Origin of the sequence: Terribacillus sp. DMT04 (assembly GCF_019056395.1) — a bacterium.
Taxonomy (GTDB): domain Bacteria; phylum Bacillota; class Bacilli; order Bacillales; family Amphibacillaceae; genus Terribacillus; species Terribacillus aidingensis_A.
The window spans coordinates 508,491-532,793 of the sequence record NZ_CP077639.1; the positions used below are offsets into that span (position 1 = coordinate 508,491).

23 protein-coding genes are annotated in these 24,303 nt (G+C 43.1%); 15 read left to right on the top strand and 8 right to left on the bottom strand.

The features are described 5' to 3' along the window. Positions 1-49 precede the first annotated feature (49 nt). The 4 genes from KS242_RS02795 (at position 50) to KS242_RS02810 (ending at position 2,141) form a co-directional block, all read left to right on the top strand. Positions 50-247 carry a cold shock domain-containing protein gene (locus KS242_RS02795; protein WP_077305238.1) on the top strand — a complete coding sequence of 66 codons (198 nt, stop codon included), beginning with the start codon at positions 50-52 and terminating at the stop codon, positions 245-247. Between the two features lie 86 nt (positions 248-333). Further along, positions 334-639, top strand: a complete 306-nt coding sequence (locus KS242_RS02800; RefSeq protein ID WP_217322929.1) for a hypothetical protein — start codon at positions 334-336, stop codon at positions 637-639. Between the two features lies 1 nt (position 640). Beyond that, the gene (locus KS242_RS02805; RefSeq protein WP_217322930.1) at positions 641-1,216 is read left to right on the top strand and encodes a xanthine phosphoribosyltransferase; all 576 of its coding nucleotides are present in this window, start codon (positions 641-643) and stop codon (positions 1,214-1,216) included. A gap of 22 nt (positions 1,217-1,238) precedes the next feature. Further along, on the top strand, positions 1,239-2,141 hold the full coding sequence (locus KS242_RS02810) for an AEC family transporter (protein ID WP_217322931.1): 903 nt from the start codon (positions 1,239-1,241) through the stop codon (positions 2,139-2,141). Between the two features lie 21 nt (positions 2,142-2,162). Here KS242_RS02810 and KS242_RS02815 read toward each other — a convergent pair whose 3' ends face one another. After that, the gene (locus KS242_RS02815; protein ID WP_371747586.1) at positions 2,163-3,050 is read right to left on the bottom strand and encodes an NAD(P)-dependent oxidoreductase; all 888 of its coding nucleotides are present in this window, start codon (positions 3,048-3,050) and stop codon (positions 2,163-2,165) included. A 484-nt stretch (positions 3,051-3,534) separates the two neighbouring features. On the opposite strand from KS242_RS02815, the gene KS242_RS02820 reads away from it, so the two are divergent. After that, positions 3,535-5,751, top strand: a complete 2,217-nt coding sequence (locus KS242_RS02820) for a ribonucleoside-diphosphate reductase subunit alpha (RefSeq protein ID WP_217322932.1) — start codon at positions 3,535-3,537, stop codon at positions 5,749-5,751. A 17-nt stretch (positions 5,752-5,768) separates the two neighbouring features. Here KS242_RS02820 and KS242_RS02825 read toward each other — a convergent pair whose 3' ends face one another. Continuing rightward, entirely contained in the window at positions 5,769-6,434 is a 666-nt protein-coding gene (locus KS242_RS02825) for a Type 1 glutamine amidotransferase-like domain-containing protein (protein ID WP_217322933.1), read from the bottom strand. Between the two features lie 105 nt (positions 6,435-6,539). Between KS242_RS02825 and KS242_RS02830 the strand changes: the two genes are divergently transcribed. Together KS242_RS02830 and KS242_RS02835 are read left to right on the top strand one after the other, a co-directional pair. Beyond that, complete coding sequence (locus tag KS242_RS02830) at positions 6,540-7,253, top strand: TraR/DksA C4-type zinc finger protein (protein WP_217322934.1); 714 nt, start codon at positions 6,540-6,542, stop codon at positions 7,251-7,253. Between the two features lie 118 nt (positions 7,254-7,371). Beyond that, on the top strand, positions 7,372-8,040 hold the full coding sequence (locus KS242_RS02835) for a class I SAM-dependent methyltransferase (protein WP_217322935.1): 669 nt from the start codon (positions 7,372-7,374) through the stop codon (positions 8,038-8,040). On the opposite strand, the gene KS242_RS02840 is transcribed toward KS242_RS02835, so the two are convergent. Both KS242_RS02840 and KS242_RS02845 read right to left on the bottom strand, forming a co-directional pair. Further along, complete coding sequence (locus KS242_RS02840; RefSeq protein ID WP_217322936.1) at positions 8,006-9,556, bottom strand: glycosyltransferase family 2 protein; 1,551 nt, start codon at positions 9,554-9,556, stop codon at positions 8,006-8,008. The genes KS242_RS02835 and KS242_RS02840 overlap by 35 nt on opposite strands. Before the next feature lie 362 nt (positions 9,557-9,918). Next, complete coding sequence (locus tag KS242_RS02845; protein ID WP_217322937.1) at positions 9,919-11,307, bottom strand: S1C family serine protease; 1,389 nt, start codon at positions 11,305-11,307, stop codon at positions 9,919-9,921. A 177-nt stretch (positions 11,308-11,484) separates the two neighbouring features. Between KS242_RS02845 and KS242_RS02850 the strand changes: the two genes are divergently transcribed. The 4 genes from KS242_RS02850 (at position 11,485) to KS242_RS02865 (ending at position 15,836) form a co-directional block, all read left to right on the top strand. Then, complete coding sequence (locus tag KS242_RS02850; protein ID WP_217322938.1) at positions 11,485-12,180, top strand: response regulator transcription factor; 696 nt, start codon at positions 11,485-11,487, stop codon at positions 12,178-12,180. Continuing rightward, the gene (locus KS242_RS02855) at positions 12,177-13,493 is read left to right on the top strand and encodes a sensor histidine kinase (RefSeq protein ID WP_217322939.1); all 1,317 of its coding nucleotides are present in this window, start codon (positions 12,177-12,179) and stop codon (positions 13,491-13,493) included. The genes KS242_RS02850 and KS242_RS02855 overlap by 4 nt, the downstream gene beginning before the upstream one ends. Before the next feature lie 100 nt (positions 13,494-13,593). Beyond that, a complete protein-coding gene (typA, locus tag KS242_RS02860) occupies positions 13,594-15,420 on the top strand; it encodes a translational GTPase TypA (protein ID WP_217322940.1) in 1,827 nt (608 codons plus the stop codon). Positions 15,421-15,533: 113 nt separating this feature from the next. Continuing rightward, a complete protein-coding gene (locus KS242_RS02865; protein ID WP_217322941.1) occupies positions 15,534-15,836 on the top strand; it encodes a YkvA family protein in 303 nt (100 codons plus the stop codon). Positions 15,837-15,860: 24 nt separating this feature from the next. Here the strand turns inward: KS242_RS02865 and KS242_RS02870 are convergent, their stop codons facing one another. From KS242_RS02870 to KS242_RS02885, 4 genes are all read right to left on the bottom strand, one after another. Continuing rightward, positions 15,861-16,547, bottom strand: coding sequence for a hypothetical protein (locus tag KS242_RS02870; protein ID WP_217322942.1), 687 nt, complete (start codon positions 16,545-16,547; stop codon positions 15,861-15,863). A gap of 101 nt (positions 16,548-16,648) precedes the next feature. Then, positions 16,649-17,965, bottom strand: coding sequence for an ABC transporter permease (locus KS242_RS02875; protein WP_217322943.1), 1,317 nt, complete (start codon positions 17,963-17,965; stop codon positions 16,649-16,651). Further along, positions 17,962-18,660 carry an ABC transporter ATP-binding protein gene (locus KS242_RS02880; RefSeq protein WP_217322944.1) on the bottom strand — a complete coding sequence of 233 codons (699 nt, stop codon included), beginning with the start codon at positions 18,658-18,660 and terminating at the stop codon, positions 17,962-17,964. Before KS242_RS02880 ends, KS242_RS02875 begins: the two co-directional genes overlap by 4 nt. Before the next feature lie 105 nt (positions 18,661-18,765). After that, positions 18,766-18,903, bottom strand: coding sequence for a YfhE family protein (locus tag KS242_RS02885; protein ID WP_217322945.1), 138 nt, complete (start codon positions 18,901-18,903; stop codon positions 18,766-18,768). A 365-nt stretch (positions 18,904-19,268) separates the two neighbouring features. Between KS242_RS02885 and argS the strand changes: the two genes are divergently transcribed. The 4 genes from argS to KS242_RS02905 all read left to right on the top strand — a co-directional run bounded on the left by argS (position 19,269) and on the right by KS242_RS02905 (position 24,229). Continuing rightward, a complete protein-coding gene (argS, locus tag KS242_RS02890) occupies positions 19,269-20,951 on the top strand; it encodes an arginine--tRNA ligase (RefSeq protein WP_217322946.1) in 1,683 nt (560 codons plus the stop codon). 281 nt (positions 20,952-21,232) lie between these two features. After that, positions 21,233-22,375 (top strand): CapA family protein, encoded by a 1,143-nt coding sequence (locus KS242_RS02895; protein WP_217322947.1) that lies wholly within the window; start codon positions 21,233-21,235, stop codon positions 22,373-22,375. A 65-nt stretch (positions 22,376-22,440) separates the two neighbouring features. Further along, a complete protein-coding gene (locus KS242_RS02900; RefSeq protein ID WP_217322948.1) occupies positions 22,441-22,761 on the top strand; it encodes a thioredoxin family protein in 321 nt (106 codons plus the stop codon). Positions 22,762-22,888: 127 nt separating this feature from the next. Next, complete coding sequence (locus tag KS242_RS02905) at positions 22,889-24,229, top strand: Nramp family divalent metal transporter (RefSeq protein ID WP_217322949.1); 1,341 nt, start codon at positions 22,889-22,891, stop codon at positions 24,227-24,229. Positions 24,230-24,303 lie beyond the last annotated feature (74 nt).

The window sequence follows — 24,303 nt, forward strand, 5'->3', positions numbered from 1 at the left end:
CGATTCAATACCTGTACTTTTGTACTTCTATTGTAAGGAGGTCATTTAAATGACTGGAAAAGTAAAATGGTTTAACGCAGACAAAGGTTTTGGTTTCATCGAAAGAGAAGACGGAGACGACGTATTCGTACATTTCTCTGCTATCCAAGCTGACGGCTTCAAAACTCTTGACGAAGGTCAAGAAGTTGAATTCGAAATCGTTGAAGGCAACCGCGGCCCACAAGCTGCTAACGTAACTCGTCTGTAATATATCCTTATATAACGACGACAAAGGCGCATTCTGGATTAGTCCAGGATGCGTCTTTTATCATTTTAAGGAGAGGTGTGCTGTACATGAGTCAAGAAGAGCTTTCGAAAAAGATCATTGAGAAATATCAAGAGGATGAGCGAATGATGATTCGAATCTTCGCGCAATGGTGTACGAATCATGATTTGGATGCTGTGACCTTATATGAGCAGGCCTATCCAAACCAAGGGAAAAATACTGCACTGCAAGAAGCGTTAGAAGAGATGCTGCCAAAAGAGGAGGCATCGGATATCTCGGATGAGATGCTGCTGGAGGTATTACAATTCTTTGGAAATGATGATTTAGCATTTGTTGTCGCTTCAGCTGCTGAGGAAAGAAAGGGGACACGCTAACGTGGAATTACTTCATCAAGCAATTCGCGAAAGAGGTACCATTATTGGAGACTCTATTGTAAAAGTCGACAGCTTTTTAAACCACGAAATGGATACAGCCCTTCTATATGAAATCGGTAAAGAGTTTTATCAGAAGTTCCAGCACCAGCCTGTGACAAAAATTGTCACAATTGAAGCAGGCGGAATTGCTCCGGCTCTTATGGCAGGTCTTGCTTTTGGTGTTCCTGTCGTGTATGCCAAAAAGCAGAAGTCCCTTACAATGAAAGGTGACGTCTATTGTGAATCTGTCTATTCCTTTACAAAGAAGGTATATTCAGATGTGACAATCTCAAAAGACCGACTATCTCCGGATGATCATGTCTTAATTGTTGATGATTTTCTAGCCAACGGAGAAGCGGCCGCGGGGTTGATAAATATTATAAAACAAGCTGGTGCATCAGCTGCTGGTATTGGAATTGTTATCGAAAAAAGTTTCCAAAAAGGGAGAGCTCGGTTGGAGGAAATAGGTATAGAAGTAGAATCCTTAGCTCGTATTGCTCGTATTGGAGATGGGAAGATCGAATTTTTGCAATCATAAATTTTTGATAGGATGATCCATTGTGGGGTACATATTGACGTTATTGCCTATTTTTGGCATTTTTTTAATCGGCTTTATTGGTCAGAAGTTATTGAAGTTTGATATCCGCAGTATTTCGAAGATGTCCGTTTATTTGCTGTCCCCGGTTTTAGCTTTCCAGACATTTTATGAAAACCGGCTAAGCAAAGATTATATGTATCTAGCCATCTTCGTTGTCGGACTTTGTCTTGCACTGCTGCTGATCTGTTACATCATCAGCTGGGTGCGAAGATATGACCGTCAAGACACGTATAGCTTAATGCTGGGTGCATCATTTATGAATAATGGTAACTACGGTGCGCCGCTCGTGTTATTCGTATTTGGTGCAGCCGGGTTCCATTATGCAGTTATTCTGCTTGTTTTGCAGCAGCTTGTGATGGCAACGATTGGGGTCTTTATCGCTGCCAAAGGCGGAGGGGCAAATCGTTCTCTGCGCGCAACCTTGATATCTGTTTTGAAGATACCAATTATTTATGGAGCGTTGCTCGGAATTCTATTCCAGCTCTTGAGGATGCCGCTAAGCGGACCGATTTCCCAAGCTGTACAGCTCGTAGCTGATGCGGCAATACCTACCGTCATGATTGTTCTCGGTATGCAGCTGGCGACTATCTCATTAAAAGCCTTGGAATATGAACGTCTTTCGTATGCACTTGTACTTAAACTGCTCATATCCCCTGTTGTTGCTTACTTGTTTACTTTTATTTTGCCAGTTGACGATATGGTAAAGCAGATTATGATCTTGGTAGCTGCAATGCCTACAGCAGCTAACACGACTATATACGCACTTGAATTTGGCGCCAAGCCTTCTTATGTATCAAGTACAACTATGGTCAGCACCATTTTAAGTCTCGTTACGCTGCCAATACTGTTGTTTATCCTCGTATAAAGAGGCCGACGATACTCGGCCTCAATTTAATGCTTTCTTCGTAAATAATTTAATCAATGCTTGTGTCCCAAGATCTGCATCACCATTTGCTTCCAATCGTTCGTATAGGGAGAGGCTTAGTTCTAGTCCTGGTGTCATCATGTGCATTTCTTTTGCAGCTTCGAGCGCCAGTTTCATGTCCTTGATAAAATGTTTCACATAGAACCCAGGATCATAGTCACCTTTAATCATTCGAGGAGCCAGGTTGCTTAAGCTGAAACTTCCAGCAGCTCCTGTTGTAATAGATTGAAGCACTTTAGACGGATCCATTCCTGCGTGCTCTGCATACGCAATTGCCTCGCAAACACCAACCATATTACTGGCGATGGTCACTTGGTTAATTAGTTTTGTATGCTGCCCGAAACCAGCAGGTCCTTGCAGGATAATGTTCTCACCCATCGTTTCCAATACAGGCAATACAGTTTGGAATGCTTCTTCGTCACCACCGACCATGATGGCAAGCTTTCCGTTTCTGGCACCAACATCACCGCCGGAGACTGGTGCATCTAATGCGAAAATACCGTTTTTCTTTGCTTCTGCATAAATCTCTTCGGCTAACGCTGGTTTGGAAGTGGTCATATCTATGACATATGTTCCAGGTTTAGCGTGCTGGAGGATCCCATTTTCACCAAAGTAGACTTCCTGCACATCGCTAGGATAGCCGACCATCGTAATTACGACATCAGCCGATTGTGCCAGGCTAGCTGGTGTATCATGCCAGACAGCGCCCGTGTCTACTAGATCCTGTGCTTTTGCTTTTGTTCTTGCATAGACGTCCAGTTCAAATCCAGCTTGCATCAAATTACGGCTCATACTTTTACCCATAACGCCAATCCCTATAAAACCTACGCGTTTCATATTTTTCATCATATTCCCTCCTGTCGAATGCATGTCTATCGTACCGCTAAGCAGTTTGATTGTCGAGTTGTGCGGAGGTTTTTTGGCTGAAAATCACAAACAATTTTTCGCCTGCAAAAAACCTCGAAAGACGGCAGTTTTCTTTGCAAGATAGATTGTGAAATAAGTCTTGCAGATAAAGTAGAGATTGAAAGAGGCAAGATTGTATGGTAAAGTCATTTGTACAACATCTTGTTAGTGAAAACATAATGCAATACTATATATAGTTTCGAAGGCGAGCAAGCCGGGTATCGACAAGAGGGTGAAGAAATCGCTTCATTCGCTTGATAGACAGTGTTTTTTAACACTTTTTATTTGTCGTTTCTGATTCATGTTACTACTGTATCTAGTAGTACAGACAGAGCAGACAGTTTCCTGGTAGTTGCTCACTTTGTGCGTTTAGGGGTAAGAAAGTACTTACTAATACACCTGTATTTTTAGAGGAGGAAGTTTCAACATGTTAGATACGACACAAACAGTCAATTGGAAAGAGCATGTAGCAGCCGTGCTCGAATCACGCTTTGCGGCATCTGATGCAAAACACCTGATTCAATATGGTGAGCGGTTATCGCAGCAAAAATCCTGGTCATCCGATAAGGAATGGCTGAATCAGTTAATTCTGGAAGGGTTGGCGCAGCTTGATGAAGAAGAAACGCAATGGACATATATCGCAGCGAGTCTGTATTTGGAACAGCTTTATTTCGAAGCTGCTACTAATCGTGGTTACAAATTCGAAGAAAAGTACGGATCTTTCTACAGCTTAATCCAGCAATTGACTGAGATTGGTATCTATAGCACATCCCTTCTCGACACTTACAGTGAAAATGATATCAATTACTTCCATAGCTTGATCGATTACAAGAAAGACGGGTTGTTCACATATATTGGTCTGCGTACGCTTGCGGATCGTTACTTGGCAACAGATCATAAAGGCGGTACGTATGAGCTTCCGCAGGAACGTTTCATGATTATTGCCATGACAATTATGAGTAAGGAACCAGAAGAGAAACGTAAAGAGCTTGTAACAGAGGCATATTGGGCGTTGAGCAATCTTTATATGACAGTGGCTACGCCGACTTTGTCTAACTCTGGAAAGAGCTACGGACAGCTTTCCAGCTGCTTCATCGACACAGTGGATGACAGCTTGCAAGGTATTTTCGACAGCAACACAGATATTGCCAACTTGTCTAAAAATGGTGGTGGTATTGGTGTGTATCTTGGCAAAATCCGCAGCCGCGGCAGTGCCATCAAAGGTTTTGAAGGTGCCTCTTCTGGTGTGCTTCCATGGATGAAACAGCTGAATAATACAGCCGTAAGCGTCGATCAATTAGGTCAGCGTAAAGGTGCGATTGCTACGTACCTTGATATTTGGCATAAAGATATCTTCCCATTCCTCGATGCGAAATTGAATAATGGGGATGAGCGCCAGCGTACACATGACTTATTCACAGGTGTCTGCCTGCCGGATATCTTCATGGAACAAGTACAAGGACGCGGAAACTGGTATCTATTCGATCCGCATGAAGTTCGCCGTGTGATGGGCTTCTCTTTGGAAGACTTCTACGATGAAACAAGAGGAGAAGGATCTTTCCGCGAAAAATACTGGGCATGTGTTGAAAATCCGGATTTGCATAAAGAAGAAATCCCGGCTATCAATGTGATGAAACGTATTCTTCGCAGTCAGCTTGAAACAGGCGGTCCTTTCATGTTTTATCGTGATGAAGTAAACCGTCAGAATGCAAATAAACATGCAGGTATGATCTATTCCAGCAACCTTTGCACAGAAATTATGCAAAACCAAAGCCCTACGTTAATGACAGAACAGACGACACAAGACGGCAAAATTATTATCACAAAAGAACCTGGTGATTTTGTTGTGTGTAACCTTTCTTCCATCTCTTTGGCGAAAGCTGTTACAGAGGATGTCTTGGAGCGCTTAGTTCCAATCCAGGTTCGTATGCTGGATAATGTTATTGATTTGAACACAATTCCTGTCCTGCAAGCGCAAATTACAAACCAGAAGTACCGTGCCATCGGTCTTGGAACTTTCGGGTGGCATCACTTGCTTGCTTTGAAACATATTGATTGGGAAAGTGACGAAGCAGTAGCTTATGCTGATGAATTGTATGAGAAGATCGCTTACTTGACGATTCAGTCCAGCATGCAGATTGCCAAAGAGAAAGGTGCTTACCCAATCTTTGAAGGCTCTGACTGGGCAGATGGCAGCTACTTTGATAATAAAGGCTATACAACAGGCGAGTCTGAACTTGACTGGAAAGGTCTGCAAGAACAAGTGAAAGCAAACGGAATGCGTAACGCTTATTTGATGGCAGTCGCACCGAACTCTTCTACTGCTTTAATTGCAGGAAGTACAGCAACGACTGACCCGATCTTCAGCAAATTCTACTCTGAAGAAAAGAAGGATTATAAAATTCCGGTAACGGCTCCGGACTTGAATGCAGAAACAGATCGTTATTACAAATCTGCATATGAAATTGATCAGCAGTGGAGCGTAAAGCAAAATGCAGCACGCCAAAAGCATATTGATCAAGCTATTTCGTTCAACATGTACGTACCGAACTCCATTAAAGCAAAAGAACTGCTTGATTTGCATATCGCAGTTTGGGATTCTGGTATTAAAACGTCTTATTACTTGCGTTCTACATCTAACTAATACAGAGGGGCCCTACACTATAGGGTCCCTTTTTCTATGCGTTTTACTTGTTCTGTACCAAATACCGCAGTGGGCTGTTCGTTTTCGAAATAAAGGCAGGCATCTTCATCAATGCCGTATCCGTAAGGCACTTGATGTCGCTCTAAGCCAGCTGTAAGATGGTATTCATCTTGCCACTGAGAGAAATGAACGCTGATTAGCTGGTTATGCAGCAAGCCGAGTCCCGGTCCGCTCCATGCTTGTTGATTATCCGTATCATGAGGTGAGAGAAGGACTGTGTCCGGCATCAGAAGTGCTCCTGCACTATTGCCGGCGATAGGAACGCCAGCTGCATAGTTGTCTTTTATAAGCTGCTTGAACGGCTGTTTTGTATACTGTGCATAGTATGTTTCAGAATGACCGCCACCGATAAAAATGCCAGTAGCAGCTGCTAGTTGCTGTGCTGCTGCATGAGCGTCTAATGTGCTTTTCTCATTTGGCATAATAACCGAGATATTGCGCTCGAGCACCCCTTGATCCAGCCAGTGTTTTGTATAGTGCTGCAGAAAATCTTCCCAGCCTTCTCGGTAGACGAGCAGCAGTGCAATTTGGGCATTTCTTCCGCCGGCTGCCCTGCTAAAATGGGCATTGGCTTCTCTTTGAGAGGTATTTCCTCCAAGTAAGTACAGTCTTCGCTTCGGCATCCATCATCCCTCCATTTTCTTGATTATAAGAAGCGCATAGTTAATAGAGAAGTGTTTTCTGTCACATACTAACACACAGTTAAGAAAGATACTGGAGGGAAAAACATGGTCAGACCAGAGACACTACATGCTTGTAAGGAGATGCTGGAAAATCGGCTGCAAGAATTAAAACAAACATTGAAGGACCATTTTGGTGTTGAAATGTCGTATAACAAGGATGCAGTAGGTGAACTGAGCAATTATGATAATCATCCAGGCGATACAGCAACGGAATTATTCGAAAGAGAGAAAGACATTGCGTTAAATGACCACTTGGAGCAAGAACAGCACGATATTGAAGCAGCGCTGGACAGAATGAAGAAGGGCACCTACGGCATTTGTCAAAAGTCAGGGAAGCCGATTCCTGATGAACGATTGCTTGCCATGCCAACAGCGGAAACGCTTGTAGCGTTCAAGCCGCAGCAAATGACATTACATGACCGGCCGGCAGAAGAAGCGGTCATTCATCCGCGTCTGGAAGATTTAGAAGGAAAAGATGATGAAGAAGACTCAGAGCATAATTTTTATGATGGAGAAGATACGCTCCAAGAATTGCAAGCATACGGCTCGTCAGAAACCCCCTCTGATTTTGTTAACTCCGAGAAGGACTATGAGTATATGGCATTGAATTCCGGTGAAGAAGTAGGCGGAGCGGAAGATATAGAAAATTTCCTAATCGCTGATATGCATGGAAAATATGATGGTGTTAACGAAGATCATGAAAAATATGAAGACTATTTGGAAGATGCAGATGTGAAATCAATTTTATATGATGAATAAGCATAGCCGGGCGGAATTTGCCCGGCTTTTGCTGTCTAGTAGAAAGCGGGCATACATGCTTATCCAGTGGAATACGTTGTACTAAATGACTGTATTCTAAATTTAAAGGGGTTGAAGCATGTTGACAGAAGCATGGACTTCGAGATTTTTCACACGTGAGGATCGTGCAGCGCGCGATTTTGTGCTGAAATTACCGGATGCTTGGTGGAGTCGCGGTTATGAATATAAATGGGCAGCTTCGTTTGCAGAGGCAGGGGATACTGTACTGGATGCTGCCTCGGGAATAAGTCATCCATTTAAATTTCACTTGGCGACCGCCGCACAGGCAGTCTATGCATGCGATATAGATACAAGAATTGTGGATGATCAGGCCATCCTGGAAGATATAAGCAAGGATTTCGGGAAAGAAGAAGCGGCACGATTACCAGCAGGACTGCTGCAAAGAATTCACCGTACTGCAGCTGATCTCACTGCGCTGCCTTACGAAGATGCCCTCTTTGATAAGATATTCTGTATTTCGGTAATAGAACATTTGGACGTAAGTGTACAAAAGCGTGCTTGGGAGCAGTTCAGCCGTACCTTAAAGCCGGGAGGTCTCGTTATAGTAACGTTCGATTATCCAACAGTTGATTTAAAAGTTATGGAAACATTAGCTGAACTTGCCGGCTTGGAATACGCTGGCGACGTTCAGACCGAACTGCCGGCAAATGCCCTGTTTGATGATCAATGGGGACGACTTTATTGTTTTCGTGCTATCTTTCGAAAGAAGAAACCTCCGTCCATTTAATTAAAGTGGGATTAGCATCTAAAATGCTCTCATATTGTGCTTCCTGTCCATACACAGCTTGTGGATCTTGCTGCTTATAGCGTTCATACTTTCGCTTTCGATCATTCTCGTTCGCCCAGCCAAAATGCTTTACCCGCAAATCACTAATACCATTGGGCAGTTTGAAAATGTTTACTGGAAATCGGCCGCAATGAACGGGTGTTTCCAGCCATTCATATGGAAAGGCTGGCTGATAGCGGAGCAGGAAAGGGCGGTAAAAATGGTGAGCCTGCCAATGCGTATCCTCTCGGTAATGAAATTCATCCCAGAAATCGTATAAACGAAATGAATAAAGGTCCAGATCGGCTTGGTTTAGAAGCCGGTCTTTTTCTGTTGAAAAGGCATTCTCCAGCACCTCATCTGCATCCAAATTTAGAATCCAGTCAGGATCTTCAGCAATTGTCTCTTGCCATTGTTGTTTGCGAAGCCCGATTTCATTCGAAAAGTTGGAAGCAGTATTCTCAATCAATTTAAGCGGAACATTATAGGCAGCGCAAAGCGTTTGGCAAATCGCTCTTGTGTTATCTGTACTGTAATCATCAATGATAACTGCCTGGTCAACAGCAGGTAAACAACTGTGTAAAACACGTTCCAGATAGCGTCCTGCTTCATTTTTAACAATCATAGATAAAGTTAGTGTATTGCTGCTTGCTTTCGAGATGCGTGGTGCAGAACCTGGCCAGTTTTGTTCCCATTTATAAGCAGGAAGCTTTGCTAAATCTGTTTTTCGATACAGGTGAAATGCAGGATAATGCGTATCAACAAAGAGAGAGAAGCCTAGTGCGGCAGCGCGAATACAAAAATGCCGATCTTCTCCCCAGAATGAAAGATTGGGGATTTCGCCGAAATGGACACCTTTTTCTAAAGCATTTCGGCTGATTAATGTACATGCCCCTAAGCCGCCCACTTCATATACCCCGGGTTCTTGCATTTGACTGAGGAAAGTTTGGTGTCTTTCTGCCTGTTCTTCACCCGACAGTGATTCCCCGCGAGCATGAGCGAATTGATCATATTCATCTTTCAGCCAGACTTGCGGCAGCGCTTGTGTTCCTGGCTGCCATTGTGTCCAAAAGACGCACGAGATAATATCTTTTTCACTAGCAAGCAGCTGATTCAAAGTGACAGGGTGCAAGATAAGGTCGGAGTCAACGAAAAATACATAATCATAGTGCTGCTCTAATGCAAAAGAGATAATTCGATTTTTCCATGCAGCTACTTTCCAGATTAGCGATTCTGTCCAATAATGCGTATGTTCATCTTTCAAATAGGCGTCTGTTCCTTCGGATAGAAAGATGACAGTCGGTCTTTCTTTTGCAAAATTAGCGAGCAGCGAACTTGATTCAGGGTTATCGTTATCGTCTACAAAACAAAAAGAGATTGACATGTTCTTTGTTTGAAGGTCACGGAGAGAGTCTAAGTAGGCAGACAATATGTCAGGGTCTTGCTTTACAGTAGTACCAATTAGTACGTTCGTCATTGATCATGCTCCTTTATGTAATGTCTATTTATAATATATTGGGCGGGAGCATGGTCTGTGACAGATTAGACATAAATAGCAGCTAAAATACTTTCTGACAAGAAGAAATGTGTGTGCAGCTAGCAATGCAATAACATCCATATGGTGGTTGTTATAATGAAATACAAATACGATATCCGCTAAGAATGGTTATTTTCATTCGAACTATCAAATTAAAAAAGCAATCATCCATGTTGCAGATGATCGCTTTTCTGGGAAAGGCGGGGCAGAGCCTTTGGACGCTAATATGACATGTTGGGGATATCATGTTTTTAACTTTGTGTTAGGATGCGGCCGCCATTTATTTGATCAATAAGCTGTGCTTACTGTTGTTGTTGCTCGGCAGAATTAGTGACTTCTGTTGCTTGTTCTTTTGTTAGTGTAAGTTTCGCTGATTCTTTGCTGCCATCTCGATAATACGTCACATTCACTTCATCACCGATTTTTTTATCAGAGTAAAGATAGGAACGTAAATCAACCATGCTAGTAATATCTTGGTCGTCAATTTTCGTAATAACATCATATTGCTCAAGTCCTGCCTCGGCAGCTGCTGAACCTTCTACTACTTGTGCAAGCACGACACCAGCTGTTACATCGTCTGGTAAGTTCAATGTTCGCTGCTTGCTAGCCTGCGGTACTTGATCCAAGCTGATAGCACCAATACCGATATAAGGACGCTCCACTTTACCGGATGTTTCAAGCTGATTAATAAGTGGCTTCGCTGCATCAATTGGAATGGCGAATCCAATACCTTCTACTTCTTCCTGCGCAATCTTCATCGAGTTAATACCAATTACCTCACCATTGGCATTAATTAATGCTCCGCCGCTGTTACCAGGGTTGATTGCTGCATCTGTCTGCAGTACTTCGGAAACCCAATCTTCTGTGCCGTCATTATTGGAATCAACTGCAACAGAACGATCCAGACCGCTGATGATACCTTGTGTCACAGAACCGGCGAATTGAGATCCTAACGGGTTTCCAATTGCGATCGCTTGCTGACCAACAGTTAAATCATCTGAAGTACCAAATGCGGCCACTGCATCAACGTTTGTTCCGTCAATTTCCAGTACAGCTAAATCACTAATTTCATCTGTGCCAAGCAATGTAGCTTTCTCTGTTTCTCCGTTAGCTAATGTCACTTCCAAGCTGGAAGCACCTTCTACAACGTGGTTGTTCGTTACAACGTATGCTTTTCCATCTTCTTTTTTGTAAATAACACCTGAACCAGAACCTGCTTCCTGTGATTCAGAGAATAAATCTGCTTGTTGTAAGTTCTCTACGCCGACTACTGCTGCAGAAGCACTTTGGATGGCAGAAGTTAGATTCTTTGTACTCGTCTCTGCTGCTAATGTTTTGTTACTGGATGTTGTAGTTGATATATTGTCTGTCCCCATTGTCGAAGGGCTTGCTGCGTCAGAATTAAACGAAATAACATTAGTGAATACAAGGACAGCAACAATCGCAAGTACTAAAATACCACCAGCAATACCGCTGATAAAACTTGTCCAACTTTTGCTTTTCTGTTTTGGCTGCTGCGGCTGTTTTACCGGCTCATCTATCTGAATAGCATGTCCGTAAGTTTGTGTTTCTTCTTTTTGTTCCGATCTTCTGTAGGCTTCATTCGAATTAGAAGGCTCCTGTTCGTAATGAGAATCATGCTGCGGCTCTTCTGGATAATCATTGTATTGCTGGTCGTTATCTCTATTCATATAAGACACCTCTTTCGTGTTGTTTGCGATTTCTATACTTCCTATTCTACTGCCAGGCTTTGGGATTTATTTGGAGCAATTATGTAAAATATGTGGAATAGATAAATCGAAGAGAAAGGCTTTTCTTTTCAAGGATTTATGGGAAAATAGCGATAGAGAAGAAAGGAGTACGAGCACTTGTTAAATCATATTATTGTTGTTGAAGACGATCCTAATATACGAAATATAGTAGAAGCGTACTTAAAAAAGGAGGGCTACCGAGTCAGTGTAGCCGAGACAGCTGAACTGGCTTTGGAGCTGGCAGAAAAGGAAAATCCAGATATGTGGATCATGGACATTATGCTGCCAGGAATGGACGGATATGCGCTATGTAATAAAATACGCCAAACAAGCGAGGTGCCAATCATTATCATCTCAGCAAAAGATGAAGAGATCGACAGAATCCTCGGTTTGGAACTGGGCGGCGATGATTATCTGACCAAACCTTTCAGCCCGCGCGAATTAGTTGCGCGTGTGAAGCGACTCTTTAAAAGATGGAATCCGCAAACACAGCCTGACGTGCAGGCAGCTGTGAAACAGATGGATTTAGAAGCGGGCGATTTGCAGCTTCATTTAGGGGAACGCCGTGTTTACTGGCATGAAGAAGAAGTGGAAGTAACTGCAAAAGAATTTGAGATGATTGTAATCCTTGTTCAAAATCCTAACCGTGCTTTCTCACGCGATGAGCTGCTCACGCAAGTATGGGGAGAAGATTATTTCGGCAGCGATCGTGCCGTTGATGACTTGGTAAAACGGCTTCGCAAAAAGATGGAGGGTATTCCGATTGAAACGGTGTGGGGCTTTGGCTACCGGTTCAGGATGGATGAAGAATGAGACTGAAAACGCAGCTAAATCTAGCTTTCACAACCTTGCTTATTATTGTGATGGGATTCACGGCAATAACATTGTATTCACAATTGAAAAGTTTACTCGTGACCAATGAGACGAGACAGTTAGAGGAGAGCGGACAGATTTTACTTACGGCAATTAGCGGCATAGACGAAATCCCTGCCCCTACACTCGATTCCATGCTTAATAATTTGGATCTTAGTATGTTTCTTTATGACGAAAAAGCAGAGGAAGTAACTTATACCAACTTAGTAAAGTCGGATGCGGAGAGGCTTGCAGAAAGCCATGATACGGCTCCTACACGTGAAAACACCATTTGGAAGGATAACCAAAATAGTTTTGTTGTCAAATCAATTAGAATAGGACCCGAACAGCATATGGTTATTCTTCGTCCTATCAGAGAGTTGGAAGAAGTACAGCAAAGTTTCTTTCAGCGCATTCTGCTTGTTTTCTTAATCGGTGTCATGATAGCAATTTTAATCAGTACGTACTTAACACAGCGCTTAGTGCGGCCTTTAACTGAATTGAAATATCAGCTGAAAAAGATTCAGCGTCGTGAATTTGATCAGATTAAATCGGTTAAAGCGAGCGGTGAAATTAAAGAAGTAGAACAAAGCGCAATTGAGATGGCGAAGGAATTGAATCGCTACATTACGTCCCAGCGTCAATTTTTCCAAAATGCCAGCCACGAATTAAAAACACCGCTCATGACGATTCAAGGCTATGCCGAGGGGATTAAAGACGGCGTCTTCACCGGTAAAGATCAGGAGCACGGCTTAGAGGTTGTTGTATCAGAAATCAATCGATTAAAACAGCTCATAAACGAGATGATCTTGCTGGCCAAGCTAGACAGTGAAGAAGGAATTTATAAAGAGGAACGAGTAGAGATTAAAGAGCTTATCAATCAAACAATTGACCGGGCACTGCCTCTTGTAAGCGACAAAAATATTAACTTAACTTATAATAAACCTTCTGACATTATAATTAATGGGGATAAAGAGAAGCTGCTTCGGGCAATGATGAATATAACGTCTAATGCCATCCGCCACGCCAATAGTCAAGTTCATCTATCTGTACAGCCAAGTGATAGCAGAAGCGTCGAAATCACGATTTCAGATGATGGTCCAGGAATTCCAGATGAATTACTGCCGAATATGTTCCAGCGTTTTGTAAAAGGAGACGGCGGTGAAACTGGTCTTGGCTTGGCGATTTCCCGTGCGATCGTAGAAAGGCATAATGGTACCATTCAAGCGGGTAAATCTAAGTTAGGCGGGGCAAGCTTTACCATAATATTATAATGTAAATGTTTGCCTGTCCTATTGTACCAAGCGCGAACTATGGTATAATTAACAGGTTGTAGTCGGTTAGGATTACATGAAGAAGAGGAGACATGTATACATGCAATTAAGAGAAGATATTCGCAATATCGCGATTATTGCCCACGTTGACCACGGGAAAACAACTTTGGTTGACCAGTTGCTTAAATATTCTGGTACGTTTCGTGATAACGAACACGTGGATGAGCGCGCAATGGATTCCAATGACTTGGAAAAAGAGCGCGGTATTACAATCTTGGCGAAAAACACTGCGATTAACTATAACGATACACGAATTAACATATTGGATACACCAGGACACGCCGATTTCGGCGGTGAGGTGGAGCGCGTACTGAAGATGGTAGACGGCGTTCTGCTTGTTGTAGATGCTTACGAGGGTGCAATGCCACAGACTCGTTTCGTATTGAAAAAAGCATTGGAGCAAAAGCTTACTCCGGTTGTTGTTGTAAACAAAATCGACAAACCGAGTGCGCGTCCTGAGCATGTAATTGATGAAGTACTTGATCTATTCATCGAACTTGGTGCAGATGATGAACAGCTTGAATTCCCGGTTGTTTACGCATCCGCATTGAACGGTACTTCCGGCGACGCGCCAGAAGCACTAGAAGAATCAATGGACCCGATCTTCAACACAATCATGGAGAGCATTCCAGCTCCAATTGATAATGCAGATGAAGGCTTGCAATTCCAGGTTACAATCTTGGATTACAACGACTTCCTAGGCCGTATTGGTGTTGGTCGTATTTTCCGTGGTTCTGTTAAGGTTGGCGATCAAGTTTCCTTGATGAAGAAAGATGGCTCTGTGAAGAACTTCCGTATCACGAAGCTATTCGGTTTCATTGGCTTGAAACGTACAGAAATTACAGAAGCAAAAGCTGGTGACATTGTTGCTGTTGCGGGTCTTGAAGATATAAACGTAGGGGAAACTGTTTGCTCGGTTGATAAGCCGGAAGCACTTCCAATCCCGCGTATCGACGAACCTACATTGCAAATGACTTTCCTTGTGAACAACAGCCCGTTCGCAGGTAAAGAAGGGAAATACATTACTTCCCGTAAAATCGAAGAACGTTTGCTTACACAGCTTGAGACAGATGTAAGTCTTCGTGTAGATCCAACTGATTCTCCTGATGCCTGGACTGTATCCGGCCGCGGTGAGCTTCACTTGTCTATCTTAATTGAGAATATGCGTCGTGAAGGTTATGAATTGCAGCTTTCCAAACCGCAAGTTATCTTAAAAGAAATTGATGGCAAAATGTGTGAACCGGTAGAACGCGTACAAGCAGATGTACCGGAAGATTACACTGGAGCTGTTATGGAATCTCTAGGTTCCCGTAAAGGGGAAATGGTTGATATGATCAACCAAGGTAACGGTCAAGTGCGTCTTGAATTCCGTGTACCTTCTCGTGGTTTGATCGGTTATTCTACAGAATTCATGTCCCAAACGCGCGGATTTGGTATCTTGAACCATACATTCGACGGATATGAGCCAGTTGTTGCTGGACAAGTAGGCGGCCGTTCTAAAGGTGTTCTTGTTGCACTTGAGCAAGGTAAAGCATCAACTTACGGTATTATGAAATTAGAAGACCGCGGTATCATCTTCACTGCTCCGGGTACAGATGTATACGCTGGTATGATCGTCGGAGAACACAGCCGTGATAATGACTTGACTGTTAACATTGCAGTTGAGAAGCATCTAACTAACGTACGTTCTGCGAATAAAGATCAAACTTCTACAATTCGTAAAACACGTGATTTGTCTCTTGAAGAAGCGATTGAATACTTGAATGACGATGAATACTGTGAAGTAACACCAGAATCCATTCGTCTTCGTAAGAAAATCCTTAACAAGAACGAACGTGAAAAAGCATCTAAAAAGAAAAAAGCATAATTGCTTAACGAAAAGCCTAGCATGCAAATGCTGGGCTTTTCGTATTTCTTGTGAAAAAACTGTCTATCCCTTAAAATGGTAGCAGTCCCACTTGGACAGAAAGGATGGATGATATGACCAGACTATGGAGCAGGCTCCGTTTTCTGTTCAATTTCCGCAAATCGGTCCCATTTCTAAAAGCATTCTTTACTGCTAAAGAAGTGGCAGCAGCGAAGAAAGTAACCGCCATTGCATTGATTGTGTTGTATTTCGTCTTTCCATTCGACTTGATTCCCGATTTTCTCATTGGAATCGGAATAGTGGATGATTTGGCTGTAGCGACATTTATCCTCCAGCTTATCATTAAGATGGCACCTGTACATTTGAAGGATGAATATGATGTTGATCGACATGATCATAAGACTATAGATATTTGAAAAAGCGCCCTTAGTGGCGCTTTTTTAATGACCGGCAATCCATGGGGAGAGTAACAAGCTCTCGTCGCTTATATCAATTGTATCTCCGATAGCAAAGCCTGTAAGATTTTGAGTGCGAAAGTTAATCGGCGGTCCGTCTTGGGTTGTGCCTAAACCAGTAGAACGACCACCTACCTCAGAACCATTTACTTGATTATAGATGGCGAAGTAATAGACTGTGCCGTCTTCTAATAAAACAGGAGTCTGCAGCGGCAATTGAAATATTCCACCTGTAATGGTCGTTACAAAATCGGTGATTCCAACAACAGTTCCTACCGCGTTGGTAATCGGCAATATGACTGCCATTTGGAATGCGCCAGTCGTAGCTCCAGTTTGAACAATGAAAGTACTCAAAGTGGAAACAACTGAAGCATCACCGAAGACTAGTGCCCCAGTAGCCTGATTGTTACCCGCGCCTGCATTAAATGGAATAACTGCATTAATATCTCCAAGCTTTACGGTCTCATAGTTCGTTGAGGAATTTCCTTCAGGACCAGTAGAGCCAGTAGCCCCGGTAGGTCCAGTAGGCCCAGTAAAGCCAGTAGCGCCGGTAGTCCCAGTAGGTCCAGTAGGTCCAGTAAAGCCAGTAACCCCAGTAACCCCAGTGTTTCCTATTCCAAACGGGTAACGATAGTGTGTTCCTCCGCAGCAACCAATATGATATCCTCCCATAAAAGACCTTCTTTCATTGCTAGCATCGTTTTATATTATTAAATAGAAAAAAATGTGTAACTAAAAAGGATCTCTAAAATAGTAGAGATCCTTAGTTAGTATTAAATTTCCCGGCGCAGCGCCCGAATGACATCGACATTGGTCGCTTGTTTAGCTGGTCTGGCGCCGGAAAGAATCGTTACAATCAAACAAATCAATACGCTGATGGCAACGAGCAAGAAAGGGATAGAAGAGAGCTGCATTGTTTCTGGTATTTCCTCTTCGAAAATTTGTTCCAAGATAATTGGCACCCCGGTATTAACAAAGAAGCTAATGATGTAAGCGGCTGCTGTTCCAATCCATGCACCAGCAAGTCCGATAAACGTGCTCTCCATAAGGAAAATTTGTTTGATTGTCTTTGGATTTGCGCCAATCGCTTTCATAATACCGATATCAGGTGCCCGTTCTGTTACTGCCATGGTCATCGTATTGTAAATGCCTATGGATGCAATCAATACAGCGATCGTACCAACAATAATCAGCCCAGCTTTGGCAACGTTAAATAACACATTTATATTTTTAAGTTCTTCCAAGTTTGAGTAGGCTTGATACTCTTTTTCCTCCAAGGAAGTTAAGATACCGTCTACTGATTCTGCATTAGAGGCATACACTTCTACTTCACTGTATAACGGGTCTCCTTGCTCTGTGTGGCTATTTGTCATTTGTAATGCATCATCTAATTTTCTTTTCAGTGCAGGCGTTGTTTTAACGCTATTCCTATAGGCATATTCATTTGCTGGTGCTGCTTCGATGCCAACAATCTTGACTGTTTCTGCAGTGGCCTTTGGCTCGGTTGCATCTTCTGGAGTGGCGAATGCTTGCAGCTCGATTTCTTTGTTAAGAAGATTTTGTTGATATTGATATTCCGTCTTAACCACGCCTTCTTCGGCATAAAGGTCTTTTTCCTCGATATCATCTTGAACAAGCTGTTTCGCAAAATCACTGCTGACGATAATTTCATTTTCTGCTTCAGGTAATTTGCCGCTCTCTAGCTCAAGGCCCGTTTGTTTCTCCTTTTCGAAATCGACTGCAATTGAATCAGGCATCTCATTTGTATAGCCGTCAATATGGTAAGAGGTTTCACCTAAGTACTGTATTTCTCGTACTGTTTCAACCCCATCTATTTGCTGCAACTCAGCAATGTTTTCGCTTGTAAAGCCATTTTGATCTGTATCATTTTTTCCGTAAATCTCTATTTTCGTAATTACACTGCTTTCCAGCTGATCTTCTACAATCGAATCATGCAAACCAAATCCGACAGAAGCAAGAACAATTAAGAAACAGCTTCCCATTGCTGCTGCAAGAATGGTCATGAAAACCCGCACGCGGTTCTTTTTCATATTTTGGCGTACAAATCGCCACTTATCTCCGAATGTCATACCGGCAGCGCTCCTCTCGCTTGAAGCATCTGCCCATCTTTGATTTCCAGCTGCCGATCGGCGATAGCGGCAACCTCTTGATCATGGGTAATTAAGAAGAAGGTGATATCGTTTCGTTTATTTAGTTTGCGAATGAGAGAAAGCAGTTCTGTCTCGGTATCACTATCTAAACTGCCGGTTGGTTCATCTGCTAAAATTAAAGACGGATTAAGTATGAGTGCTCTGGCGATGGCTACACGCTGCTGCTGACCGCCGGATAATTCAGACGGATAGTGGTGAGAATACGCTTCAAGCTCTACTTGGCGAAGCATGTCAGCCACTTTTTGATTACGTATTTGTTTGGCAGTGCCATTCAGTATGAGTGGTAATTCGATGTTCTGAGCGGCGGTCATACTCGGAATCAGCTGGAAGTTTTGAAAGATGTAACCGATGTGCTGTAAGCGAAAATCAGCCAGTCTGCCTTCATCCCTGTTAGTAATATCTGTTCCGTTAATTTTTACTTCGCCGCTGGATGGCTTGATAAACCCCCCGATGATATGCAGCAGCGTCGACTTGCCGGAGCCGCTTTTGCCGACAAGACTGACAATCTCACCTTTTTGTACATGAAAATCAATATGGCGGAGCACGGAGACAACTGTTTCTTTTCCCTTTTTCCCCATTGTATAGTGATGAGATACATCTTTTATGGTTATCATTTTTTCTCCTCCTGTTTTGCTTGCTATATATAACGACGCTATCAAGAGGAAAAAGTATACAAAAAAAATCCTGCTGTCTTTTGAAACAGCAGGATTAAAAACTGATTATCGTTTATTCTTCTTGTGGAAGCCGCCGGCAATATCCGCTTGTTTGAACTCTTTGCGGAAAGTTACTTCACGTGCATCCGACAGACTTACACCATTCATGCGTACGGGTTGGTAGTTATTATATTGTTTAGCCATGCGATCATCCTCCTTTATTGTGTTACATCTAGTTTTCCCGACATCATAAAATTCTAAACAAGGGGTTGCATCTGACGTAAAAATCGCTATAATAAGTAACAATATATGTAAGCCGATAAGAAAGAGAGTACTGCAGCAGGAAACAGCAGCGAGTCCCGGATGGTGAAAGCGGGATGTGGAGGGCAGCAGGAACCGGACTTTCTTGGCAGCAGCCTTGAACGAACGAGAAAGTAGAGGCTGCCGGGATATCAATCTCGTTAACAAGTTGAGCTGGTCTGTAAAAGACAATTAGAGTGGTACCGCGGGATAACCCGTCTCTTCCAAATGGAAGAGGCGGGTTATTTTTATTTTAGGAGGAATAAGACATGTACAAATCAATCGCAGCTGAACTAGTAGCTGAAGCACTGAACAAATCAAAGGAAGAAACGGAAAAACTGATTGAAAGACCGAAACAGCTGCAGCATGGAGATTATGCCTTTCCTTGTTTTGCATTAGCGAAAGAAAAGAGACAATCACCGCAGCATATTGCGAGTGAATTAGCGGCAAATTTATCACACGCAGCCTTCTCTGCTATCCAGGCAATGGGAGGGTATGTGAATTTCACGCTCCATAAAGAACACGTGGGCAGCCAGGTGCTGCAAACAATTCAAAAGCAGCAAGCGGGTTATGGAAGTACAACGGCAGGACAAGGGGAGCTGGTGACAATTGATTTGTCATCTCCAAACATTGCTAAGCCGTTTTCGATGGGGCATCTCCGCTCTACTGTGATCGGCAACAGCATCAGTCTTTTGCTGGAGAAACAGGGTTATCAGGTTGTAAGGATTAATCATGTCGGCGACTGGGGAACACAATTTGGCAAACTTATTTGTGCGTATGAGAAATGGGGAGAAGAAGCAAAAGTCCGCAGCAATACGATTCCGGAGCTGCTAAAGCTGTACATTCGTTTTCATGAAGAAGCCGCGCAAAATGAGCAGCTGGACCAAGAAGGCAGAGACTGGTTCCGCAGATTGGAGCAGGGAGACACGTATGCCACTAAGCTTTGGCGCTGGTTCCGTAATGTGTCGATGGAAGAATTCGGCCGTGTGTATGAGCTGATGGGCGTGACATTTGATTCAGACGCAGGAGAGGCTTTTTATAATGACAAAATGGATCGTGTTGTAAAAGAACTGGAGCAAAAAGGGCTACTCAGTTTGTCGGAAGGTGCACAAGTAGTCCAACTAGATGCATATAATCTGCCCCCTAGCTTAATTAAAAAGAAAGACGGAGCAACACTTTACGCAACGCGCGATCTAGCAGCAGCAATCTACCGCAAAGAAACGTATAACTTCTCGAAAAGTTTATACGTTGTCGGGCATGAACAAAGTCTGCATTTCCAGCAGCTGAAACTTGTTTTAACGAAAATGGGGTATGACTGGTCGGATGGTATTATGCACATTCCATTTGGGATGGTACTGCAGGATGGGAAAAAAATGTCGACGCGTAAAGGGAAGCTTGTGCTGCTGGATAAAGTATTAGAACAGGCTATACAGCTTGCAGACGCTAATATATCCAAAAAGAACCCCCACCTGATTAATAAAGCAGAAGTGGCAAGACAAGTAGGTGTGGGCGCGGTGCTATTTCACGACTTGAAGCAGGAACGTATTCATGATATCGACTTTTCACTTGAGGATATGCTTCGAGTCGAAGGAGAGACAGGTCCGTATGTACAATATACCCATGCCCGTGCTTGTACATTGCTCGCCAAAAGCGAGATAAATCTTGCCAGTCCGATGATTGACAAAGATACTGCTGTAGAGGCATGGTCAATTCTTTCTCAATTGCTTCAGTTCCCAGAGGCTGTTACGTATGCGACGGTTAACTATGATCCATCCCGTATTGCCAAGTATGTGATTGACCTAGCGCAAGCCTTTAACAGCTATTACGGCAAAGTGCGTATATTGGAAGAAGACGAAAAGCTGGCTGCGCGATTAGCTATCGTCACTGCCGTAAAAACTGTTTTAGCAGAAGGGCTTCGTCTGCTCGGCATTGGAGCTCCGAAACAGATGTAGATAACAGCATGTTGAGTTCACAGTAACGGGATTCAGCTGAGGAAGCGATACGTTAAATTCTTGTATTGTTGTATTAAAGGACATTCTATCGAGATGAAACAGCACAGGCAGCTTGCCGTTTGGATAGGTGCCGTCGGCTTGAAAATAAGATAATTGTATGCGAAACCTCCTTTGTAAGCAATAACCGTATGAAATGTTACCAATTTCTACAAAAAGTGCTGTTTTTCATTCTGTTCTGCATATATAATACTAGTAAAATACGCACAGACAGGCGGCGAAGAATGAATAAAATAGCAATGACGATAGGGGTGGCGGTTCTTGTCACGTTAACAGCATGCAGCGGTGGTACGCCGAAACAGGAAGAAGCAAAAGCAGTCACAGCTGTACAGCAGCATACAATAGAGTTGGAGGCGAAGAAGGAGCCGGTTCAACCAACGGTTTCGGTTACAGCTATTGGAGATGTGCTATTACATAGCTCGATTTATTCGGAAGCGAAGACTGCGACAGGTTATAACTTTGACCCGATGTTTCAAGATGTGAAGCCATACTTAACAGAGACGACACTCACGGTAGCCAATCAGGAATCCATCATGGGGGGAGAAGCGCTCGGTGTGTCCACATATCCAACCTTTAACAGCCCAGATGAAATTGGCGATACCTTGAAGGATGTGGGCGTGGATGTTGTTACGATGGCCAACAATCATACGTTAGACCAGGGTGAGGCCGGTATTAAGCATGCTGCTGCACAATATGAAAAGATTGGCTTGGCATATACTGGAGCGTATGCAACGAAGCAGGATAGTGAAAAGCTAACAATAGAAACTACACCGGAAGGCATTTCTGTTGCGTTTCTTAGCTATACGTATGGTACGAACGGGATTCCGGTACCCGAGGGAAAAGATTATCTTGTTAACTTAATTGATAAGCAAAAAATCAAAGACGATATAAAACGGGCAAAACAAGCAGCCGACGCAACGATAGTCAGCCTTCACTTTGGGACTGAATATCAAGATAATCCAAATGAAGAGCAAAAACAACTTGCGCAATTTGTTGCAGATCAAGGTGCAACAGCAATATTAGGCTGTCACCCGCATGTTTTACAGCCTGTACAATGGCTGACAGGAAAAGGCGGCAATAAGACGCTTGCCATCTATTCACTAGGGAACTTTATTGCGGCACAAGAGGAAACGGACCGGCGAATTGGTGCTGCTTTTCAATTTGATCTGGAACAAGATGGACAAACTGTCACTGCTGCGAATCCAAGTGTGCTTTTGACTTATTTAACCTTTACAGACTGGCATGACTATCGCATTGAACCGATGTACCAGCTGCCAGATATGAAGGCGGCATATGAGGCAAAGAAAAAACATATGGCAAAGCTAGTTCCTGAGCTTACGTTTATTGAGGAAGCACCTGAGAGCTAACTGCTTGCTTTCGTTCTAGTGTGTACCGTATCTTTAGAAAGACATGTAAAAGGGGGAAAACGAGAATGGAACACATCAACACAAAAGAAAGATTTAATGAGGTTATTGCAAGTGAGGAGCCGGTTATTGTGAAGTTTTTCGCGGACTGGTGCCCGGATTGTAAGCGTATGGATATGTTTATCGACTTAGTTCTTGCGGAATACGGTAATTATAAATGGTTTGAGCTGAATAATGACGAAGTACCTGACGTTGCTACTGAACAGGAAGTAATGGGAATACCAAGCATCCTTATCTTCCAGAACGGTGAGAAACTTGCGCATCTACACAGCGCCAATGCAAAATCTCCAGAAGAAGTTATTGCTTTTCTTCAGCAGCAGCTTGGATAGATTTTGGAGAAAGAAAGCTTTCCTGGCATGACAGGAAAGCTTTTTTACATCGTGTTGTTTTCCTTGATTAAAAATGTTTCCTCTGGTAAACTTGCGCTATTATATAACAAGAAAGAAGCGGATTCTTATGGGAAAAGAAAGGGATAAGGGCTGGCTCACTAAGACTGGTGAAAAAAGTCTGGAAGAATCGAATCGTAGTGTGGAAATACCAGAGAATGGGAATTTCTTTAAAAAGCTATTTGCTTTTATGGGACCTGGCGTACTTGTAGCTGTCGGCTTCATTGACCCCGGCAACTGGGAGACGTCGATATCGGCCGGTTCATCCTTTGGGTATACACTGCTTGCTGTCGTGCTGTTGTCTAACTTGATTGCAATGCTCATGCAAAGCCTCGCAGCCAAGTTGGGTATAGCTACAGGGCGAGATTTAGCACAGGCAACTCGAGATGCGTTTCATCCGAAAGTAGTAGTTGTATTGTGGCTGCTGACAGAGCTTGCAATTATCGCTACCGATTTGGCTGAGGTACTCGGATCAGCCATAGCGTTGAATTTACTTTTCCATATACCTATTATGATTGGAATTATTATTACAGCATTGGACGTCCTGCTTCTTCTGTTATTGCAGAAAAAAGGATTCCGCTGGATGGAAGCAATCATTACGGTATTGATGGTCACGATCGCTGGCTGTTTCTTATTTGAAATGATTTTCTCACATCCTGCGCTATCGGAAGCGCTAAAAGGATATATTCCTTCAGCAGAAGTTGTTACAAATCCATCGATATTGTTTTTGGCACTCGGGATACTGGGAGCGACTGTCATGCCGCATAATTTATATCTGCATTCCTCGATTGTGCAGACAAGAAATTATCATGACACAGTGAAAGGAAAGAAAGAAGCCGTCCGTTTTGCTTATATTGATTCAACCTTTTCGCTCGGTGTCGCTTTTTTCGTTAATTCAGCGATTCTTATTTTAGGTGCAGCTGCTTTCCATACAATTGGCGAGCATGTTGGCGGTATTGAAGAAGCATATAAGCTGCTCACCCCGGTGATGGGTGCTGGTGCTGCCAGCTTCTTATTCGGTTTTGCTTTGCTCTTGTCAGGTCAATCTTCCACAATCACAGGAACTTTAACTGGACAAATTGTTATGGAAGGCTTCATTCGTTTTCGGATCAAGCCATGGGTGCGGCGTTTGTTTACGCGGATCATCGCTATAATTCCCGCTTTGATTTTCGTTGGTATTTATGGCCCATCAAGTACTGGTGATTTGCTCGTATGGAGTCAGGTAATTCTTAGCCTGCAGCTTTCATTTGCTGTTATTCCATTGGTGTTGTTCACAAACAGCAAAAAGAAAATGGGGCCGTTCGTGAATAAGCTGCATGTCAAAATTCTGGCTTGGACAGCAACAGGAATGATCGTCGTTCTAAATGCCTTCATGCTCGGATATATGATTGTGACAGGTCATGCATTGTAAAGTCGGTTATCAGCCGGCTTTTTTCTTACTTTAGTTTAGAGTGGAAAACTTGCAGGGAACATAAAAGGGAAGGA

Coding starts and splice junctions, on each gene's coding strand:
- KS242_RS02795 (WP_077305238.1), top strand. CDS start 50: ATGACTGGAAAAGTAAAATGGTTTAACGCAGACAAAGGTTTTGGTTTC.
- KS242_RS02800 (WP_217322929.1), top strand. CDS start 334: ATGAGTCAAGAAGAGCTTTCGAAAAAGATCATTGAGAAATATCAAGAG.
- KS242_RS02815 (WP_371747586.1), bottom strand. CDS start 3,050: ATGATGAAAAATATGAAACGCGTAGGTTTTATAGGGATTGGCGTTATG.
- KS242_RS02820 (WP_217322932.1), top strand. CDS start 3,535: ATGTTAGATACGACACAAACAGTCAATTGGAAAGAGCATGTAGCAGCC.
- KS242_RS02825 (WP_217322933.1), bottom strand. CDS start 6,434: ATGCCGAAGCGAAGACTGTACTTACTTGGAGGAAATACCTCTCAAAGA.
- KS242_RS02830 (WP_217322934.1), top strand. CDS start 6,540: ATGGTCAGACCAGAGACACTACATGCTTGTAAGGAGATGCTGGAAAAT.
- KS242_RS02835 (WP_217322935.1), top strand. CDS start 7,372: ATGTTGACAGAAGCATGGACTTCGAGATTTTTCACACGTGAGGATCGT.
- KS242_RS02840 (WP_217322936.1), bottom strand. CDS start 9,556: ATGACGAACGTACTAATTGGTACTACTGTAAAGCAAGACCCTGACATA.
- KS242_RS02845 (WP_217322937.1), bottom strand. CDS start 11,307: ATGAATAGAGATAACGACCAGCAATACAATGATTATCCAGAAGAGCCG.
- KS242_RS02855 (WP_217322939.1), top strand. CDS start 12,177: ATGAGACTGAAAACGCAGCTAAATCTAGCTTTCACAACCTTGCTTATT.
- typA (WP_217322940.1), top strand. CDS start 13,594: ATGCAATTAAGAGAAGATATTCGCAATATCGCGATTATTGCCCACGTT.
- KS242_RS02865 (WP_217322941.1), top strand. CDS start 15,534: ATGACCAGACTATGGAGCAGGCTCCGTTTTCTGTTCAATTTCCGCAAA.
- KS242_RS02870 (WP_217322942.1), bottom strand. CDS start 16,547: ATGGGAGGATATCATATTGGTTGCTGCGGAGGAACACACTATCGTTAC.
- KS242_RS02875 (WP_217322943.1), bottom strand. CDS start 17,965: ATGACATTCGGAGATAAGTGGCGATTTGTACGCCAAAATATGAAAAAG.
- KS242_RS02880 (WP_217322944.1), bottom strand. CDS start 18,660: ATGATAACCATAAAAGATGTATCTCATCACTATACAATGGGGAAAAAG.
- KS242_RS02885 (WP_217322945.1), bottom strand. CDS start 18,903: ATGGCTAAACAATATAATAACTACCAACCCGTACGCATGAATGGTGTA.
- argS (WP_217322946.1), top strand. CDS start 19,269: ATGTACAAATCAATCGCAGCTGAACTAGTAGCTGAAGCACTGAACAAA.
- KS242_RS02895 (WP_217322947.1), top strand. CDS start 21,233: ATGAATAAAATAGCAATGACGATAGGGGTGGCGGTTCTTGTCACGTTA.
- KS242_RS02900 (WP_217322948.1), top strand. CDS start 22,441: ATGGAACACATCAACACAAAAGAAAGATTTAATGAGGTTATTGCAAGT.
- KS242_RS02905 (WP_217322949.1), top strand. CDS start 22,889: ATGGGAAAAGAAAGGGATAAGGGCTGGCTCACTAAGACTGGTGAAAAA.